The 17,345-nt window shown below is 70.5% G+C and carries 19 protein-coding genes and 1 pseudogene; 3 read left to right on the top strand and 17 right to left on the bottom strand.

Going from position 1 to position 17,345, the window contains the following annotated elements; all coding sequences use genetic code 11:
• Positions 1-19: 19 nt before the first annotated feature.
• The 6 genes and pseudogenes from nuoE to ACFQO7_RS13660 form a co-directional block, all read right to left on the bottom strand.
• Positions 20-712 (bottom strand): annotated as a pseudogene (gene nuoE, locus ACFQO7_RS13635) (NADH-quinone oxidoreductase subunit NuoE); the annotation flags it as partial.
• Positions 709-2,028, bottom strand: a complete 1,320-nt coding sequence (locus ACFQO7_RS13640) for an NADH-quinone oxidoreductase subunit D (protein ID WP_376806696.1) — start codon at positions 2,026-2,028, stop codon at positions 709-711. The gene ACFQO7_RS13640 and the pseudogene nuoE, both read right to left, overlap by 4 nt.
• Before the next feature lie 55 nt (positions 2,029-2,083).
• Complete coding sequence (locus ACFQO7_RS13645; protein WP_376806697.1) at positions 2,084-2,746, bottom strand: NADH-quinone oxidoreductase subunit C; 663 nt, start codon at positions 2,744-2,746, stop codon at positions 2,084-2,086.
• Positions 2,719-3,375 (bottom strand): NuoB/complex I 20 kDa subunit family protein, encoded by a 657-nt coding sequence (locus ACFQO7_RS13650; RefSeq protein ID WP_376806698.1) that lies wholly within the window; start codon positions 3,373-3,375, stop codon positions 2,719-2,721. Before ACFQO7_RS13650 ends, ACFQO7_RS13645 begins: the two co-directional genes overlap by 28 nt.
• Position 3,376: 1 nt before the next feature.
• Positions 3,377-3,745 (bottom strand): NADH-quinone oxidoreductase subunit A, encoded by a 369-nt coding sequence (locus ACFQO7_RS13655; RefSeq protein ID WP_360535562.1) that lies wholly within the window; start codon positions 3,743-3,745, stop codon positions 3,377-3,379.
• Positions 3,746-3,824: 79 nt separating this feature from the next.
• Positions 3,825-5,093 (bottom strand): geranylgeranyl reductase family protein, encoded by a 1,269-nt coding sequence (locus ACFQO7_RS13660; protein ID WP_376806699.1) that lies wholly within the window; start codon positions 5,091-5,093, stop codon positions 3,825-3,827.
• A gap of 260 nt (positions 5,094-5,353) precedes the next feature.
• Here ACFQO7_RS13660 and ACFQO7_RS13665 point away from each other — a divergent pair, with 260 nt between their 5' ends.
• Positions 5,354-6,292, top strand: coding sequence for an LPXTG cell wall anchor domain-containing protein (locus ACFQO7_RS13665; protein ID WP_376806700.1), 939 nt, complete (start codon positions 5,354-5,356; stop codon positions 6,290-6,292).
• Positions 6,293-6,442: 150 nt separating this feature from the next.
• Here the strand turns inward: ACFQO7_RS13665 and ACFQO7_RS13670 are convergent, their stop codons facing one another.
• The 9 genes from ACFQO7_RS13670 to paaA all read right to left on the bottom strand — a co-directional run bounded on the left by ACFQO7_RS13670 (position 6,443) and on the right by paaA (position 13,429).
• A complete protein-coding gene (locus tag ACFQO7_RS13670; RefSeq protein WP_376806701.1) occupies positions 6,443-6,721 on the bottom strand; it encodes a hypothetical protein in 279 nt (92 codons plus the stop codon).
• A gap of 49 nt (positions 6,722-6,770) precedes the next feature.
• Positions 6,771-7,466, bottom strand: coding sequence for a demethylmenaquinone methyltransferase (locus ACFQO7_RS13675; protein WP_203696104.1), 696 nt, complete (start codon positions 7,464-7,466; stop codon positions 6,771-6,773).
• A 54-nt stretch (positions 7,467-7,520) separates the two neighbouring features.
• A complete protein-coding gene (locus ACFQO7_RS13680; RefSeq protein ID WP_376806702.1) occupies positions 7,521-8,336 on the bottom strand; it encodes a hypothetical protein in 816 nt (271 codons plus the stop codon).
• A 189-nt stretch (positions 8,337-8,525) separates the two neighbouring features.
• Positions 8,526-9,716: a cyclic dehypoxanthinyl futalosine synthase gene (gene mqnC, locus ACFQO7_RS13685; protein WP_376806703.1), complete on the bottom strand. Its 1,191-nt coding sequence runs from the start codon at positions 9,714-9,716 to the stop codon at positions 8,526-8,528.
• Positions 9,717-9,868: 152 nt separating this feature from the next.
• Positions 9,869-10,918, bottom strand: a complete 1,050-nt coding sequence (locus tag ACFQO7_RS13690) for a 2Fe-2S iron-sulfur cluster-binding protein (RefSeq protein ID WP_376806704.1) — start codon at positions 10,916-10,918, stop codon at positions 9,869-9,871.
• A 10-nt stretch (positions 10,919-10,928) separates the two neighbouring features.
• A complete protein-coding gene (paaD, locus tag ACFQO7_RS13695) occupies positions 10,929-11,396 on the bottom strand; it encodes a 1,2-phenylacetyl-CoA epoxidase subunit PaaD (protein WP_376806705.1) in 468 nt (155 codons plus the stop codon).
• 34 nt (positions 11,397-11,430) lie between these two features.
• Positions 11,431-12,129, bottom strand: a complete 699-nt coding sequence (gene paaC / locus ACFQO7_RS13700) for a 1,2-phenylacetyl-CoA epoxidase subunit PaaC (protein ID WP_376806706.1) — start codon at positions 12,127-12,129, stop codon at positions 11,431-11,433.
• Entirely contained in the window at positions 12,126-12,410 is a 285-nt protein-coding gene (paaB, locus tag ACFQO7_RS13705) for a 1,2-phenylacetyl-CoA epoxidase subunit PaaB (protein ID WP_239167770.1), read from the bottom strand. The genes paaC and paaB overlap by 4 nt, the downstream gene beginning before the upstream one ends.
• Positions 12,407-13,429: a 1,2-phenylacetyl-CoA epoxidase subunit PaaA gene (paaA, locus tag ACFQO7_RS13710; RefSeq protein ID WP_376806707.1), complete on the bottom strand. Its 1,023-nt coding sequence runs from the start codon at positions 13,427-13,429 to the stop codon at positions 12,407-12,409. The genes paaB and paaA overlap by 4 nt, the downstream gene beginning before the upstream one ends.
• A gap of 226 nt (positions 13,430-13,655) precedes the next feature.
• Here paaA and ACFQO7_RS13715 point away from each other — a divergent pair, with 226 nt between their 5' ends.
• Positions 13,656-14,663 carry a serine hydrolase gene (locus ACFQO7_RS13715; protein ID WP_376806708.1) on the top strand — a complete coding sequence of 336 codons (1,008 nt, stop codon included), beginning with the start codon at positions 13,656-13,658 and terminating at the stop codon, positions 14,661-14,663.
• A 54-nt stretch (positions 14,664-14,717) separates the two neighbouring features.
• Positions 14,718-15,662, top strand: a complete 945-nt coding sequence (locus tag ACFQO7_RS13720) for a serine hydrolase (protein ID WP_376806709.1) — start codon at positions 14,718-14,720, stop codon at positions 15,660-15,662.
• 119 nt (positions 15,663-15,781) lie between these two features.
• On the opposite strand, the gene ACFQO7_RS13725 is transcribed toward ACFQO7_RS13720, so the two are convergent.
• Together ACFQO7_RS13725 and ACFQO7_RS13730 are read right to left on the bottom strand one after the other, a co-directional pair.
• A complete protein-coding gene (locus ACFQO7_RS13725; RefSeq protein WP_376806710.1) occupies positions 15,782-16,630 on the bottom strand; it encodes a menaquinone biosynthetic enzyme MqnA/MqnD family protein in 849 nt (282 codons plus the stop codon).
• A gap of 74 nt (positions 16,631-16,704) precedes the next feature.
• A complete protein-coding gene (locus ACFQO7_RS13730) occupies positions 16,705-17,274 on the bottom strand; it encodes a metalloregulator ArsR/SmtB family transcription factor (RefSeq protein ID WP_360535533.1) in 570 nt (189 codons plus the stop codon).
• Positions 17,275-17,345: the final 71 nt, after the last annotated feature.

Consider the following 17,345-nt stretch of genomic DNA (forward strand, 5'->3'; position numbering starts at 1 on the left):
CCTCCTTCGAGGGAGTCGGGATGGGCGTGTTGATGTCGAAACCGGCCGGGCTGATCCCGTGCTGCTGCGCCAGGCGCACGCCGCGCAGCGTCGAGTCGCCCGCCGGGCCGTCGGCGACCGCGCCCTCGCGCTCGTCGGCGAAGCCCGCCAGCTGCAACGCCGTCTCCTTCAACGAGCACAGGCGCGCACCGCGGGTCGGCATCGGCCGCTGCCCGGCCTTGAGCTTGCCGACGACGTCGAGCGCGCTCTCCGGGGTCACGTTGTCGAAGAAGTCGTAGTTGACGGTGAGCACCGGGCCGTAGTCGCACGCGGCGAGGCACTCGGCGTGCTCCAGCGTGATCTTGCCGTCCTCGGTGGTCTCGTCGTGGCCGACGCCCAGGGTCTGCGACAGGGTGTCGTAGACCTCCTGCCCGCCGAGCACGTTGCACAGGGTGTTCGTGCAGACGCTGACCAGGTACTCACCGGTCGGCCGGCGCTTGTACATGGTGTAGAAGGTGGCGACCGCGCCGACCTGGGCCTTGGTCAGGTTGAGCTGCTCGGCGCAGAACGTGACCCCGGCCGGGGAGACGTATCCCTCGACCGACTGGACCAGGTGCAGCATCGGCAGCAGTGCCGAGCGCTCCTTGCCCTCCGGGAAGCGCGCGATGATCTCGCGCGCCAGCTCCCGGGTCTTCTCGTCGAACTTGTCCACCGACTGCTGCGGCGCTGTCATCGGTCACACCCACCCATCACCGGGTCGAGGCTGGCTCCACCCGCGATCACATCTGCCAGCAGGCCGCCCTCGGCCATGGCCGGAATCGCCTGCAGGTTCACGAAGCTCGGCTCCCGCATGTGCACCCGGAACGGCCGGGTGCCCCCATCCGAGATCACGTGCGCGCCCAGCTCGCCGCGAGGGCCCTCGATCGGCACGTACACCTGGCCGGCCGGGACCCGGAAGCCCTCGGTGACCAGCTTGAAGTGGTGGATCAGGGACTCCATGGACTGGCCCATGATGTGCGCGACGTGCTCCAGCGAGTTGCCCAGGCCGTCGTTGCCGAGCGCCAGCTGCGCCGGCCACGCGATCTTCCGGTCCTCGACCATGATCGGGCCGGGCTTGAGCCGGTCCATCGCCTGCTCGACGATCTTCAGCGACTCCCGCATCTCGGCGATCCGGACCAGGTAACGCGCGAACACGTCACCCTCGGGCTGGGTCGGCACGTCGAAGTCGTAGGTCTCGTAACCGCAGTACGGCATGGTCTTGCGCAGGTCCCAGGCCAGGCCGGAGCTGCGCAGCACCGGGCCGGTGACGCCGAGCGCCACGCAGCCGGTGACGTCGAGCACCGCGACGCCCTTGGTGCGGGCGGTCCAGATCGGCTGGCCGGAGAGCAGGTCCTCGTACTCCTTGATGCGCTTGGGCATGAAGTCGAGGAACTCGCGGATCTTCGCGATCGCGATGTCCGGCACGTCCTGCGCGACGCCGCCCGGGCGCACGTAGGCCATGTTCATCCGCAGACCGGTGATCATCTCGAAGATGTCGAGGATGAACTCACGCTCGCGGAAGCCGTAGATCATCATCGACAGCGCGCCGAGCTCCATACCGGTGGTGGCCAGCCACACCAGGTGGGAGGAGATCCGGTTGAGCTCCATCATCAGCACGCGGATCGTGTTGGCGCGCTCGGTGACCTCGATGCCCAGCAGCTTCTCCACCGCGAGGCTGTACGCCGTCTCGTTGAAGATCGGAGCGAGGTAGTCCATGCGGGTCACGAACGTGGAGCCCTGCGTCCAGGTGCGGTACTCCATGTTCTTCTCGATGCCCGTGTGCAGGTAGCCGACGACGAGGCGGGCCTCGGTGACGGTCTCGCCCTCCATCTCCAGCACCAGGCGCAGCACGCCGTGCGTGGACGGGTGCTGGGGACCCATGTTGACGACGATGCGCTCGTCGTGCAGCGGGTCGACGCCCGAGACGATCGAGTCCCAGTCGCCGCCGGTGACCGTGAAGACCTTGCCCTCGGTCGTCTCGCGCTCCTGCGCGTAACCAGCGTTGCTCATCGGTGCCTCCAGATGGTGGCGCTTGCGGTACTCCGCTTCGCTTCGTTCCTCGCGCTCACCGGTACGCCCTCCGTGAGTCGGGCGGCGGGATCTCGGCGCCCTTGTACTCGACCGGTACGCCGCCCAGCGGGTAGTCCTTGCGCTGTGGGTGGCCGTCCCAGTCGTCCGGCATGAGGATGCGGGTCAGGTTCGGGTGGCCGTCGAAGATCACGCCGAACATGTCGTAGGTCTCGCGCTCCTGCCAGTCCGCGGTCGGGTAGACCATGGCCACGCTGGGCAGGTGCGGGTCGGCCGCGGTGACCGCGCACTCCAGGCGGAGGCGGCGGCGGTAGGTCATCGAGGTGAGGTGGTACACCACGTGCAGGCGGCGCTCCTCGGCGATGTAGTCCACGCCGGACACCGACGAGCACAGCTCGTACCGCAGCGACATGTCGTCGCGCAGGATCTGGCACACCTCGGCGATCTTCGCCGGGACGATGTGCAGGGTCAGCTCACCGCGGTCGATGACGACGCGCTCGATCGCGTCGGAGAAGCCCGGGTAGGCCTCCTCCAGGGCGTCCACGACCTCGTCGTACTCCCCGCCGTACGGCCGCTGCGCGTCCAGCTGCACCGGCCGCTTGCGGACCAGGCCGCCCATACCGGAGGTGTCACCGGTGCCGGTGACCCCAAACAGTCCTTCACCCTGTGTGGTCACCGGTGCGTCCCCTTCTCCATCCACTTCTGGATCCGCAGCTGCTCCTCGCGGCCTTCGGCGGCGGCCTGCTCCCACTCGGCGCGCAGCGCCTTGTTGTAGCGGTAGCTCGACGGCATCGCGCCCGGGGCGACCACGGGCTTGCCCTCGCGGGCCTCCTTGGCGGCCAGCATCTTGCGGCCGCCGGCGCCCAGCGGCTCGGCGAGGATCTTGTCGTGCAGCTTGAGGATCGCGTCGAGCAGCATCTCCGGCCGCGGCGGGCAGCCCGGCAGGTACATGTCGACGGGCACGATGTGGTCCACGCCCTGCACGATCGCGTAGTTGTTGAACATGCCGCCCGACGAGGCGCAGACACCCATCGACAGCACCCACTTGGGGTCGGGCATCTGGTCGTAGATCTGGCGCAGCACCGGGGCCATCTTCTGGCTGACCCGGCCGGCCACGATCATCAGGTCGGCCTGGCGGGGCGATGCCCGGAAGACCTCCATGCCGAAGCGGCCCGAGTCGAACCGGGCCGCACCGGTGGCCATCATCTCGATGGCGCAGCAGGCCAGGCCGAACGTGGCCGGCCAGAAGCTGGCCTTACGGGTCCAGTTGACGAGCCCCTGGACGGTGGTGAGCAGCACCCCGGAGGGGAGCTTCTCTTCGAGTCCCATGTCAGTCCCAATCCAGGCCGCCGCGACGCCACACGTAGGCGTACGCGACGAACACCGTGCCGATGAACAGAAGCATCTCGACGAAGACGAACCACCCCTGGAACGCGTCGAAGGTGACGGCCCAGGGGTAGAGGAAGATGATCTCGATGTCGAAGACGATGAAGAGCATCGCGGTCAAGTAGAACTTGATCGGGAAGCGTCCGCCGCCGACCGGCTGCGGGGTCGGCTCGATGCCGCACTCGTAGGCGTCGAGCTTCGCCTTGTTGAAGCGGCGGGGTCCGATGAAGGGCGCGGCCGTGACCGAGAAAAGCCCGAAGGCCGCGGCCAGCGCGAAGAGCCCAACGATGGGCACGTACGCGGAGAGCGACACCTGCCTACGTCCTTTCTTCCCGGTTGATGAGTGTTTCGCCTGCTTGCAGCTCGGATTATGATCCTCGCCCCGCGGCCCGCTACACCGCGGGTGCCACGCGGGACATGGCATTGATGATCCGGTCCATGGAGTCGCCGCCCCGCGGATCGGTGAGGTTCGCCAGCAGCTTGAGCACGAACCGCATCAGCGTCGGGTGCGGCATGCCGTGCTTCGTAGCCACCTTCATGATCTGCGGATTGCCGATCAGCTTCACGAAGATCCCGCCGATTCGGTAATAACCGCCGAACCGGCGCTTCAACTCGCTCGGGTAGGCCTGCAGCGCCAGCTCCCGGGCCGGGCCCGCCGGGCGCGCCAGCGCCTGGATCAGGACCTCCGCCGCCAGCTGGCCGGACTCCATCGCGTACGCGATGCCCTCGCCGTTGAAGGGGTTGACCATGCCGCCCGAGTCGCCCACCAGCATCATGCCCCGCGTGTAGTGGGGCGTGCGGTTGAACCCCATCGGCAGGGCCGCGCCGAGGATCTTGCCGTCGGCGTTCTCCTCCGTCAGGCCCCACTCCTCGGGCGTGCTGCCGATCCAGTCGGTGAGCATGGTGCGGTAGTTCGTCGCCTGGTAGGCCTTCGACGAGTTCAGCACGCCCAGGCCCACGTTCACCCGGCCGTCGCCGAGGCCGAAGATCCAGCCGTAACCAGGCAGCTGCGCCGCGCCCGCCTCCCGGCTGCGCAGTTCGAGCCAGGACTCCAGGTAGTCGTCGTTCGCCTTGACCGGGCTGTGGTAGTAGCGACGCACCGCGACACCCATCGGGCGGTCCTCGCGCTTGGCCATGCCCAGCGCGAGCGCGAACCGGCCGGACACGCCGTCGGCGGCCACCACCAGGTGCGAGCGCAGCGTCCGGTCACCGCCGGGGGTGCGCACCTCGACGCCGACCACGCGGCCGTCGGTGTCCAGCACCGGGCCGGTGACGTTGTGGCCGGTGCGCAGGTCCGCGCCCGCGGCGACGGCTCGCTTGGCGAGCATGTCGTCGAAGTCCATGCGGGTGCGCACGAGGCCGAAGTCGGGGAAGCTGGCCAGGTCGGGCCAGTCCAGTTCGAGCCGTACGCCGCCGCCGATGACCCGCAGTCCCTTGTTGTGCAGCCAGCCGGCTTCGGGGCTCACGTCGACGCCCATGTCGATCAGCTGCTTGACCGCGCGCGGGGTCAGTCCGTCACCGCAGACCTTCTCCCGGGGGAACTCGGTCTTCTCCAGCAGCAGCACCTTCGCACCGTGCTTGGCAAGGTGATAGGCAGCGGCGGAGCCACCCGGACCGGCTCCAACGACGATCACATCCGCATCGACATCGGTCGGTGTCATGCTCACCTCCACCTCGGCCTTAACGCTCGTTCGGGGCTCGTGAAAGTCTTCACAAGCAAGTCCGGCGAGCAGTCTAGAACTGCATCAAGGACCCGTAGTGGTTAGGTGAACCTAAGTGAAGATCTGTGGCAGCCGGAGTGCCGTTTCCGATTTGTCCGCCCAAGAGGGTTGAGACATTCACGGACACCCCTGTTTGACTGCCTCTGAACTGGTCCTTTACGATTCGCGCGCTCATCCCCACCCCTTTCTGGAGTTCCCCCGTGCACGTCGTACCCGGACCCCGCCTCGCCCTTCGGCTCGGCGCTGTCGCCACCGCCCCGCTGGCTGCCGCCGTGCTCGGCCTGGCCACCCCGGCCCTGGCCGAACCCACCGCGACCCCGTCGGCAGGCGGCCCGGCCGCCGCCGCCGCCGCCCCGGCACAGGTCCGCGACATCGCGATCTCCGCGACACCGACGTACGCCCAGATCAAGGTGGGCGAGACCGCCTTGATCAAGCTCACCGTCAAGAACCTCGGCACCAACAACCCCGTCGAGCCGTACTACGGCTTCCTGACCACCACCGGCATCCAGGTCGTCGCCGCCCCGGCCGAGTGCGTCGAGTACGACGCCTCGGGACTGGCCGACGAGGCTGCCGCCGCGGCTGCGGCGGAGCCCGAGTTCGGCTCGTACTTCGACTGCACGCTCGCCCAGCTCAAGGCCGGCGCGACAGTCACCAAGGAGATCACGGTCAAGCTGACCAAGAACTCCGAGCAGGGCCTGTTCGCCTTCGCCGACGACTGGGCGTACGAGCAGAACGACGAACTGGACGCCGACCCCGACAACAACTATGTGGACGTCACCGTCCGCCCGGTCGCGGTGACCCCCACCCCGACCCCGACGACCAGCCAGAGCCCGTCGCCCAGCCCGTCCGCCTCGACGAGCCCGTCCGCGTCGGCCAGCCCGTCCGCGTCGGTCTCGGCGAGCGCCTCGCCGAGCCCGACCGCGTCGACCAGTGCTTCGGCTACCGGCACGCCGTCGGCGAGCGCCTCCGCGACGGCCACCGGTACCGCGACGGCCTCGGCTTCCCCGACGAGCAGCGCGCCCGCCGCCGGCGAGCTGCCGCTGACCGGCACCAAGATCTACACGATGGCCGGCATGGGCGCAGCGATCCTCTTCGCCGGCGCGATCCTGATGCTGATCGGCCGCCGCCGCCGCGCCTGACCATCCAAGATCTGTTTTTGTGGACACTGAACGCCCCTCTGGGGGCCGCAGGCGTCCACAAAAACAGATCTTGATTCACCGGCCGCCCCATCCGGGCCTCGATCCGGAGGGCGGCCGGTCGGCGTTCGGTGGAAGCCGGATCGCCGGCGATCAGTGAGTGTCGCCCAGGTCCCCGAGCCCGCCCGCGGGCGAGCCATCGGGCGCGAGCACGGCCTCGGGCGCGGGCACGCCGTCGGGCGCGGGCACGCCGTCCCGCGCGGGTATGCCGGCGGGTGTGGATGTGCCGGCGGGTGTGGGCGCGGATTCGCGGGCCGCGGCGCGCCTGGCCGCGGCGCGGCGAGCCGCCTCCTCCAGGTCGGCGACGCGGACCGGTGGTTCGCCGTAGCCGCCGCCGAGGACGCCGATCACCGCGCTCTCGTCATACCGCATGAGTCGATCGTGCGGCGGCAGAGCGGGCGCTGTCCGGCGAACGCCCGGATCAGGCGGGCTTGACGGCCCGGTGCAGGGCCACGATGCCGCCGGTGAGGTTGCGGTACTTCACCTGCGACCAGGCGTTCTCACCAATGATCTTGGCGAATTCGTTCTGGTTGGGCCAGGCCCGGATGGACTCGGCGAGGTAGACGTACGCCTCGGGGTTGCTGGACACCTTGCGGGCCACCGCGGGCAGCGAGCGCATCAGGTACTGCAGGTACACGGTGCGGAACGCGCCGTTGACGGGGTGCGAGAACTCGCAGATCACCAGGCGGCCACCGGGCTTGGTGACCCGGGCCAGCTCGCGCAGCGCGGCCGGGGTGTTCGCCACGTTGCGGATGACGAACGACGTGGTCACCGCGTCGAAGGTGGCGTCGGGGAACGGCAGCGCGAGCGCGTCCCCGGCGACCAGCGGCACGTGCGGCCGGTCGCGGCGGCCCACCGCGAGCATGCCCAGCGACAGGTCGACGCCGACCACGTACGCCCCCGAGCGGGCCAGTTCCTCGGTGGAGACACCGGTGCCCGCGCCCAGGTCGAGCACCTTCTCGCCGCGCTTGAGGTTCAGCGCGGCCCGGGTGGCGCGACGCCAGCCCTTGTCCTGGCCGAACGACAGCACGGAGTTGGTCTTGTCGTACTTCTCCGCGACGCCGTCGAACATGGCGGCGATCTCGTACGGCTCTTTATCCAGGTCTGCGCGGCTCACATCGCCACTCTGCCAAACGCCGTCCGGGCGCGCTGCGGCGGCCGCCACACTGCGCTACCTGATCACCTGTGTGGCGTCCATGTCGACGCCGCCGTCGTCGCCGCCCTCGTCCTCGTCCCGTCCGGCGCGCACCCGCCACAGGTAGACGGCTCCACCGAGCCCGACCAGGCCGAGCAGCACGATCCCGAAGCCGACCAGCATCATCCCGCTCAGCAGGGAGTCGCCCGAAGCCGCGGGGGTCGACGGCTCGGCGACACCCGGCCCGACCGGCTCCTCCTCCGTCGGCTCGTCGGTCACCTCGGGCGTCTCGCTCGGCGTCGCCGACGGGCTGGCCGACCGCGACACGGAGGGCGACGGCTTCACGGACGGCTTGGGCGAGGCACTCGGCAGCGGCTTGGTGACACCGTTGAGCACGATGCTCGTGGAGTTGTTCCCCTTGTTCGCATCGCATTCGCAGGCCACGCGGAACTCGCCGGGTGCTGTGATCTTCCCGTTGATACGCAGGTCGAGGTTGCGCCGCACGAACGGCCCGCCGGGCGCGACGATCGCCGCTCGCCAACCGGCTCCGATCTGGCAGCGCGCCGTGGTGCGGGACGTGTTGAACTGGCAGTTCGTCCCGCCGCCCACCTGGGTGATCACTGAACCGGTCGGCGCGCGGTAGAACAGAGTCACCTGCCCGGCGTCGAGCGGCTTGTCGCCCTTGTTGGCAAGGCCCACGGAGACGCTCACCGTTTGACCGATGTCGCCCTTCTGGTCATCGGACTGCACCGCGATATCGGCTCCGTCCGCCCACGCAGGGGACGCGAGCAGACCCAGCCCGGCGACCAGTGCCGCCAGCACCGCCGCAAGCCTGATCACGTGCCGCTTCATCGCCGTCCTCCTACGGGTCGCCAACCCCGCACGGTAACCGCGCGTGCGGGGGTCGCCCATAGGCCGATCAGTCACGCACCGCGTGGGCTTGATCACGAGTTCGGGGCAGGAAGTCAGGTCCCACCCGACTTCCCGCCCCGAATCAGCGATCTTCGCCGCGAGCGGCGCGACCCACGCGAGCGGTCCGCGTCAGCGGGCCTCCACCAGGGGAAGCTGCTTGCCGACGCCGCCGCCCTCGATGGCGATCGAGGAGAAGTGCGAGGTCACCCGCTCGTCGGTGGGGTCGTCGGCGGGGGTCCAGTGCACGTTCAGGTGCCGGTACAGCGTGTCGCGCTGGGCCGGGATGCGCCCGGCGGTGCGGATGAGCTGGACCAGGTCGTGCAGGTTGGACCGGTGCTTGGCGCCCGCCGAGGAGATGACGTTCTCCTCCAGCATGATCGAGCCCAGGTCGTCCACGCCCATGTGCAGCGCGAGCTGGCCGACGTCCTTGCCGGTGGTCAGCCAGGACGCCTGCAGGTGCGCCACGTTGTCGAAGAAGAGCCGGGCCACCGCGATCAGGCGCAGGTACTCCAGCGAGGTCGCCTGCGTACGCCCCTTGAGGTGGTTGTTCTCGGGCTGGTAGGTCCACGGGATGAAGGCGCGGAAGCCTCCGGTGCGGTCCTGCACGTCGCGGATCATGGTGAGGTGCTCGATGCGCTCGGCGTTGGTCTCGCCGGTGCCCATCATCATGGTCGCGGTGGACTCGACGCCGTGCCGGTGCGCCACCTCCATGACCTCCAGCCAGCGCGCGCCGGACTCCTTGAGCGGGGCGATCGCCTTGCGTGGCCGGTCGGGCAGCATCTCCGCGCCCGCGCCCGCGATGGAGTCGAGGCCGGCCGCCTTGATCCGGATCACGGCGTCCTCGATGGAGACGCCGGAGACCTTGGCCATGTGCAGGATCTCGCTGGGCCCGATCGAGTGGATCATGAGCTGCGGGTACGCCTGCTTCACCGAGGAGAACAGGTTCTCGTAGTAGTCCACGCCGTAGTCGGGGTGGTGGCCGCCCTGCAGCATCACCTGCGTCGCGCCGAGTTCGACCGCCTCGCCGCAGCGGCGCAGGATCTCGGCGGTGTCGTGGGTCCAGCCCTCGCTGTGCTTGGGGGCCCGGTAGAAGGCGCAGAACTTGCACGCCGTCACGCAGACGTTGGTGTAGTTGATGTTGCGGTCGATCAGGTACGTGACGATGCCGTCCGGGTAGCGGCGGCGGCGCACCGCGTCCGCGGCCTCACCGAGCGCGTGGAACGGCGCGTCGGTGTACAGCAGCAGCGCCTCCTCGGAGCTGATCCGGCCGCCGTCCGCGGCCCGCTGCACGATGCTGTCGATCTCCCGGTTCGCAGTCACGCCACCGAGACTATCGGGTCGCCGCCGTGGTGGGTCTGGCTGGTCCGTCACAGCACCCGCGGCGGGCCGCGGACGGGCAGGTCGCGGCTGGGCCGAGCAGCTTCCGTCGCGCGCCCGCCGGCTTGATCGGAGAACCGGCGGGGTACGCCCCGTCAGGCGTCGAAGTCGAGCACCAGCTCCTCGCTCGTGGGGCTCGACTGGCAGGTCAGCACGTATCCTGCGGCCACCTCGTCCGGCTCCAGCGCCCAGTTCGCGGCCATCTGCACCGCGCCCGAGACCACCTTCGCGCGACAGGTCGAGCAGACCCCGCCCTTGCACGCGTACGGCAGTTCGCCGCGGTGCCGCAGCGCCGCGTCCAGCACCCGCTCGGACCGGTCCATGGTGAAGTCCGTCGACCGTCCGTCCAGGACGATGGAGACCTCCACCTCCCCGCCCACCACGTCGGCGACCGGCGGTGGCGGCTCCTCGGCGTGGAACAGCTCGACGTGCACCTTGCCCGGCGCGTCCACCGCCGCCAGCGCCTCCCGCGCCGAGCGCACCACGCCCAGCGGCCCGCACAGGAACCACTCCTGCACCCCGCCCAGGTCGAACTCCTTGAGCAGGGTGGTCACCCGGTCGGCGTCCAGCCGGCCGGTGAGCAGTTCGCTCGGCTGCGTCTCCCGGGACAGCACGTGCACCAGCTGCAACCGGCCCGGGAAGCGGTCCTTCAGGTCGGCCAGCGCGTCGGCGAACATCACCTCGGCGGCGCTGCGGTTGCCGCAGACCACCGCGAACGTGCTGCCCGGCTCCGTCTCCAGCGCCGTGGACACCAGCGACAGCACCGGTGTGACCCCGGATCCCGCCACGATCGCGCCGTACCGGCGGGCACGGGCCGGGTCCAGCTCGGTGGTGAACCGGCCCAGCGGAGGCAGCACCGGCAGCGTCTCGCCCGCCGCGAGCGCCTGCGCCCGGGTGGAGAAGACCCCGCCCGGCACCCGCTTCACGCCGATCGTCAGCGTGCCGCGCTCCCGCAGCTGCGCGGGCGTCGAGCAGATCGAGTACGAGCGGCGCAGCTCGCCGTCCAGGCGTACGGTCACATGCTGTCCCGGCCGGAACGCGAAGGCGGGCCGCAGCTCGGCGGGCACCGCGAAGGTCAGCGCCACCGCGGACGGGGTCAGCTGCTCGACCGCGGTGACGGTCAGCTCGTGGAAGGTCGTGCTCACAGCGGCGTGCTCACAGTTTCTTGATGGCGTTGAAGGGTTCCAGGCAGGAGCGGCAGCTCCACAGGCTCTGACACGGCGTCGAGGCGTACCGGCTGATCTGCAGCACGGGCGTCGGCCGGCCTTGGTGCCCGCAGCGCGGGCAGGTCGGCGTCCCCGACGGGCCCGGCGCGGCGATGCCGGTGCGCTCCAACGCCGCCCAGCCCGACTCGGTGATCATGTCAGTCGACCAGGCCGGGCTGAGCACGGTCTTGACCTCGACCTCGGCGTATCCGGCCGCGGCCAGCGCGGACCGGATGTCGTCGCGGATCGCGTCCATCGCCGGGCAGCCCGAGTACGTCGGCGTGATCGTCACGACGGCCCGGCCGTCGGCGAACTCCGCCCCGCGCACGATGCCCAGCTCGCCGATGGTCACCACGCGCAGCTCCGGATCCGGCACCGCACCGGCGATCTCGGCGATCTCGGCCGGTGTCGTGGTCATCACGGCCTCCTCCCCGCCCAGCCGCCGGCGGTGTTCACCACTGCGCCCCGGGGTGCGCCCGGTGCAGCGACTGCATCTCGGCCAGCAGGTAGCTCAGGTGTTCGGTGTGCCGTCCGGCCCGGCCGCCGTCCGGCCGCCAGCGGTCGGCGGGCCGGGTCAGGCCCGCCTCCGCGAGCACCGGCTCGACGATCGCCAGCCAGCGGTCCCGGATGCCCTCGGTCAGCTCGTGGCCGTACGGCCACAGCCCGTCCAGCCCTTGCTGCACCCGGCGGTGCGACTCCTCGGTGCCGCCGCCCAGCCGCAGCATCCACTGCGTGGCGTGGTCGAGGTGGTACGTCGACTCCTTGACCGCCTTCGCCCCGATCGCCGCGGCCTGCTCGTCGGAGCCCGCCGCGAGGTCGGTGTAGCGCAGCAGCTGCGCCGCCGACAGCATCAGCAGCCAGCTCATCGTCCAGCCGAAGTCCAGGTCGCCGCGGCCCGGCCCGAGCGGCAGCTCGGCCAGCAGGCAGTTGCGGAACCCGTGGTCGTCGCGCCGGTACGCCAGCTCGTCCTCGTCGCCGACGGCGGCCAGCAGCATCCGGGCCGCGCCGAGCTGGTCGAGGGCGATGTTGGCCAGGGCCACGTCCTCCTCCAGCGTGGGCGCGCGCGACACCCACTCGGCCAGCCGCTGCGACGCGATCAGCGCGTCGTCCCCGAGCCCCAGCAGCTCGACTCCGGTAGCGGTCTCGCTCACAGGTGTGCCACCCCCTCCGGCAGCTCGTAGAACGTCGGATGCCGGTAGATCTTGTCGGCGGCCGGGTCGAAGAAGGAGTCCTTCTCGTCGGGGCTCGACGCGGTGATCTCCGCGGCGGGCACCACCCAGATCGAGACGCCCTCCTGGCGGCGGGTGTAGAGGTCACGCGCGTGGCGCAGGGCCATGCCCGCGTCCGGCGCGTGCAGGCTGCCGGCATGGGTGTGCGCCAGCCCGCGCCGCGGCCTGATGAACACCTCCCACAGGGGTTCGTCGCTGGTCACGCCTTTACCTTCCTGTTCTTCTCCGCGTACGCCGCGGCCGCTTCGCGCACCCACGCGCCCTCTTCGTGCGCCCGGTTGCGGTGCGCCAGACGCTGGCGGTTGCAGGGGCCGTCGCCCTTGACCACCCGCATCAGCTCCTCGAAGTCGGGGGACGTGTAGTCGTAGTGCCCGCGCTCTTCGTTCCACTTCAGGTCCGGGTCGGGCAGGGTCACGCCGAGGATCTCCGCCTGCGGCACGCACATGTCCACGAAGCGCTGGCGCAGCTCGTCGTTGGAGAAGCGCTTGACCTTCCAGGCCATGGACTGCGCCGAGTGCGTGGAGTCGGCGTCCGGCGGGCCGAACATCGCCAGCGACGGGTACCACCAGCGGTCCACCGCGTCCTGCGCCATCGCCCGCTGCTCCGGGGTGCCCTGGGCGAGCACGTACAGCGATTGGTAGCCCTGGCGCTGGTGGAAGGACTCCTCCTTGCACACGCGGATCATGGCGCGGGCGTACGGCCCGTACGAGCAGCGGCATAGCGGCACCTGGTTCACGATCGCCGCGCCGTCCACCAGCCAGCCGATCGCGCCGACGTCCGCCCAGCTCAGGGTGGGGTAATTGAAGATCGAGCTGTACTTCTGCCTACCGGTGAGCAGCGCCGTGTCCAGCTCGGCCCTGCTGACGCCCAGCGTCTCCGCGGCGGCGTACAGGTAGAGCCCGTGCCCGGCCTCGTCCTGCACCTTGGCCAGCAGGATCGCCTTGCGCCGCAGCGAGGGGGCCCGGCTGATCCAGTTGCCCTCGGGCTGCATACCGATGATCTCGGAGTGCGCGTGCTGGGCGATCTGGCGGATCAGCCCAGCCCGGTACGCGTCGGGCATGGCGTCCCGCGGTTCGATCTTCTGATCGGCGGCGATCACGGCCTCGAACGACGCCTCGCCGTCCAGCGCCCGGTCGGCGGCCTCGCGCAGCGCGGCCTCCGCCTCCTCGACCTCGCCGAGCAGGCTCTCCGCGCCGGCAACGCCCGGCATACCCGTCTCCATGCGGCCAGTGTTACAGCTTTGCGCGTATCGGCGCAACAACTGTCACAACCAGCGCTCCCGTGCCCGGCCCGACGTGACCTGCGTCACCGCTGGCACGGGGAATGAGCGCGAGCAAGACTCGGATATGGCAGCTCAGCGCGGTGCGACCTACCGTTGCTGCCAATCCGGGACCACCCCATACCCGGGCGACCCACGACAATGCCGTCGAACGGGAGCACCTCTCGACATGCGCCGCCGTACCCCCCTCCTCGCCGCGACGATCGCGCTGGGCGTTCTGGTCCTCGCACTGGTGGCCCCTAGGGCCGCCGCCGCTCTCACCGGCTCGCAGAATGTCCGGGTGAGCGCAGAAGCAGGCGAGACCCCGCCCCCGGCCGCCACCGCCGTGCCCGCCGCGGCCCCGTCGGCCACCACGGCTCCCGCCCCGGCCGCCAGCGCCGCGAAGCCCGCCGCCGCGAAACAGGGCGGTTCCGCCCGCGCTGCCGAGCGGCCGAGTCGGTCGCTGACCGCGGGCCGGGTCAACCTCGCCTTCACCGGCGACTTCATCGGCTACGCCATGCTCGACCGGCACACCGGCGAGCTCATCGCGTCTCGCAACGCCACGCAGACCAGCAGCACCGAGTCGATGATCAAGGTGTGGCTGGTCGCCGACCATCTGCGCCGGGCCGCCGAGTCCGGCCAGACCGTGACCCCGCAGGAGCTGGCCGACGCGAGCGCCGCGATCAGGCACTCCGACGACCGCGCCGCGCAGGCCCTCTACCTGTCCGGCGGCGGCAACGAGGTCGTCCAGCGGATGATCGACATCTGCGGCCTGACCGACACCACCCTGTTCGACCAGTGGTGGAGCCGCACCCAGATGTCCCCGCGCGACGCGGTCCGGCTGGCGCAGTGTGTCGCCGACGGCACCGCCGCGGGCCCGACCTGGACGAGCTGGGTGCTCTCCGAGATGCGCCAGGTGACCGGTACGACGGCCGCCGAGGAGCAGTTCGCAACCACGGGCGGCGGCCGGTGGGGCATCATCGACGGCGTGCCGGACACCCTCGCCCGCACCCTCGCCATCAAGAACGGCTGGACGGCCATCGGCGCCGACAGCAACTGGCACCTGAACTGCCTCGCCATCAGCGATGACTGGATCATGAACGTGATGACCCGCTACCCCGTCGAGAACGGCCTGCAGTACGGGGCCGACGTCTGCGCCTCCGTGGCGCGTCAGCTGGTGACGCCACCGCTGACCTGACCCGGCGGACCACCCCTCCGCGCCCCCGCCTCCCCCTCCCCGGAGTTCCCCCTCATGACAGAGCTGTTCTCCCGTCGACGCATGCTGCTGGCCGGCACCGCCGGACTGGCCGCCCTGACCGGTGGTGGTTTCTGGCTGGCCGGCCGCGGCGGCGACGCATCTACCGTCGCCGCCAACTGGCAGGAACCGGCCGTGTCGCCGAGCGCCTCCGCGAGCCCGGAGTCCGCGATCGCCCGCAGCGTCCCGGTGCAGCCCGGGCGGCCGGGACTCGCGCACGCGGAAGTGGACGTGCTGACCGCCCCGGAGGCGGGCGCGCTGGTCACCGTGAAGACCAGTGCCTGGTGGAGCTGGGCGCTGATGGACCGGAAGACCGGCAAGATCGTCGGTTCGAAGAACTTCAACCAGACCAACATGACCGCCTCGATGATCAAGGCGTGGCTGGCCGCCGACTACCTGCGCCGCGCCGCCGAGGCAGGTCAGACGCCCAGCTCGACCCGGATGAACGAGATTCGCACGATGATCCGCGACAGCGCCAACGGCCCCGCCTCCACGCTGTACGCGGAGCTGGGCCGCTCGGCGACGATCGCGCGCCTGATCGACGTCTGCGGGCTGACCGACTCCAAGGCGGGCGACGGCTGGAGCACGACCCGGCTGTCCGCCCGCGACACCTGCCGCATCGCGCACGCCATCGGCACCGGCCGGGCCGCCGGACCCACCTGGACCAGCTACCTCGTCGGCGAGATGCGCGCGGTGCGCGGCACCGGCGACTTCGGCATCCGCAAGGCGTTCCCGGCCGCGGAGCAGTCCCGCATCGCCATCAAGAACGGCTGGGTCGACCGGCAGGCCACCAGCGAGTGGAACGTCAACTGCCTGGCCCTGGGCGACGACTGGACCATGGCCGTGCTGACCCGCTTCCCGCTGAGCACGTCCTGGACCCACGGCGGCGAGATCGCCAAGTCCGTCGCCACCCAGCTCCGCACCAAGACCGAACTGGTCTGACCCCGCCCGGCACCCCGAGATCACCCGACTTGCCAGGCAGCTGGGCTTATTCGCGCCCAAGGTATGCACAGGTGCCAGGCAAGTCCGGCGATCAAGGCGTGCCCGCCCGCGAGCCGGGACTACAGCTCCATGAACTCCGGGCCGCCGTCGGGCAGGGCCGGGGCGTGGCCGGCCAGTGCGGCGCGGCGGGCGAACTCGCGCAGCCCGTTGATCTGCCGACCGCCCAGCGAGAAGTCCAGCACGCGGAAGTACGAGGCGAGCGTGCCGGCGTCGAAGGGCTCCCAGCGGGCCGCCGACGCGGCGACCTCGTCCAGGTTGTCCACGCACAGGTCACGCGAGCGCAGGAACGCCTGGTGCACGTCCTTGACCAGGCCGGGATGCGCGGCGGCGAAGTCGCGCCGGACCGCCCACACCGCGAACACCATCGGCAGTCCGGTCCACTCGCGCCAGGCCTGACCGAGGTCGGTGACCGCCAGCCCGCGCCTGGGCGCCTCGAACAGCGCACGCAGCGCCGTGTCGCCGATGAGCACGGCCGCGTCGGCCTCCAGCAGCATCTGCGTCAGGTCGGGCGGGCAGGTGAAGTAGTCGGGGCTCGCGCCGTAGCGCTCCAGCAGCAGCATCTGCGCGAGCAGCACGCTGGTGCGCGAGGTGCTGCCCAGCGCGACCCGGGTGCCGTCCAGCTCCTGCAGCGGTTTGGTGGACACGACGTTGACCGACAGCACCGGGCCGTCCGAGCCGACCGCGAGATCGGGGAGCAGCAGCAGTTCGTCCGCGTGGCGCAGGTACTCCACCAGCGAGATCGGGCCGATGTCGAGGTCGCCGGCGACCAGCGCCTCGCTCAGCCGATCGGGGGTGTCCTTGCGCAGCTCGACGTCGATCAGGGCGCCTGAGCGCATCAGTCCCCAGTAGATCGGGAGACAGTTCAGGAACTGGATGTGCCCTACCCGGGGACGCTGCACCGCGTTCATGATCAGGGAGCCTACCCGCCGCGGGCGACCCTTCGGGCGGTGCCCGCGGCGGTTGTGACCTGTGGCGTGTCCGGTCAGTCGACCGGCACCGCGCGTATCTGGCAGGTGACCCGCCGTGCGTCGCCGGGCACCTCCTGGCGCTGGCTCACCTTGTACGGCTCCAGCAGTTCGGCCATCTTGTCGGTGAGCGCGGTCAGCTCCTCGGCGGTGATGACGATGCCGAATTCGCTCATCAGCGCGGCGTCGTACCACTGCGTGGTCTCCTCGTGCGAGCGCGACAGCCATCGGCGCACCCGCTCGTCGCCCTGAGCCAGGAAGACCCCGGCCACGGCGCTCTCGGCCGCGCGGGCCTCGGAACCGCCGTCCGGCCCGATCTCCAGGGACCAGCCGCGGGTGCGGGCCCGCCACACCCGTTCCCGGCCGTCGCCCCGGCTCGGCGCGTCCTCGATCAGCCCCGCCTTGGCCAGCGCCCGCAGGTGGTAGCTGGTCGCGCTGGGGGACAGGCCGACCATCTCCGCACACTCGGTGGCCGTCGCGTCCTCACCGGTGGCGGAGAGGTGATCCATGATCGCAATACGGGCCGGATGCGCCAGCGCCCGCATCACCGACGGGTCGGTGATCTTCAGCAGTCCCTCAGAGCTCACCGGTAAAGAAAATCACGTGACTGCCCGTCGATGACAGCTACCATGGTCGGTCGATTGTGAAGGGCACTGCC

The organism is Catellatospora aurea (assembly GCF_042663325.1).
In the GTDB taxonomy this organism is placed as follows: domain Bacteria; phylum Actinomycetota; class Actinomycetes; order Mycobacteriales; family Micromonosporaceae; genus Catellatospora; species Catellatospora aurea.

Bases quoted from the DNA above. Each gene is read 5' to 3' on its own strand.
- ACFQO7_RS13715 (WP_376806708.1), top strand. From the start codon at position 13,656: ATGCGCCGCCGTACCCCCCTCCTCGCCGCGACGATCGCGCTGGGCGTT.
- ACFQO7_RS13640 (WP_376806696.1), bottom strand. From the start codon at position 2,028: ATGAGCAACGCTGGTTACGCGCAGGAGCGCGAGACGACCGAGGGCAAG.
- ACFQO7_RS13650 (WP_376806698.1), bottom strand. From the start codon at position 3,375: ATGGGACTCGAAGAGAAGCTCCCCTCCGGGGTGCTGCTCACCACCGTC.
- paaA (WP_376806707.1), bottom strand. From the start codon at position 13,429: ATGGAGACGGGTATGCCGGGCGTTGCCGGCGCGGAGAGCCTGCTCGGC.
- ACFQO7_RS13680 (WP_376806702.1), bottom strand. From the start codon at position 8,336: ATGAAGCGGCACGTGATCAGGCTTGCGGCGGTGCTGGCGGCACTGGTC.
- ACFQO7_RS13725 (WP_376806710.1), bottom strand. From the start codon at position 16,630: ATGAACGCGGTGCAGCGTCCCCGGGTAGGGCACATCCAGTTCCTGAAC.
- ACFQO7_RS13660 (WP_376806699.1), bottom strand. From the start codon at position 5,093: ATGACACCGACCGATGTCGATGCGGATGTGATCGTCGTTGGAGCCGGT.
- paaD (WP_376806705.1), bottom strand. From the start codon at position 11,396: ATGACCACGACACCGGCCGAGATCGCCGAGATCGCCGGTGCGGTGCCG.
- ACFQO7_RS13670 (WP_376806701.1), bottom strand. From the start codon at position 6,721: ATGCGGTATGACGAGAGCGCGGTGATCGGCGTCCTCGGCGGCGGCTAC.
- ACFQO7_RS13720 (WP_376806709.1), top strand. From the start codon at position 14,718: ATGACAGAGCTGTTCTCCCGTCGACGCATGCTGCTGGCCGGCACCGCC.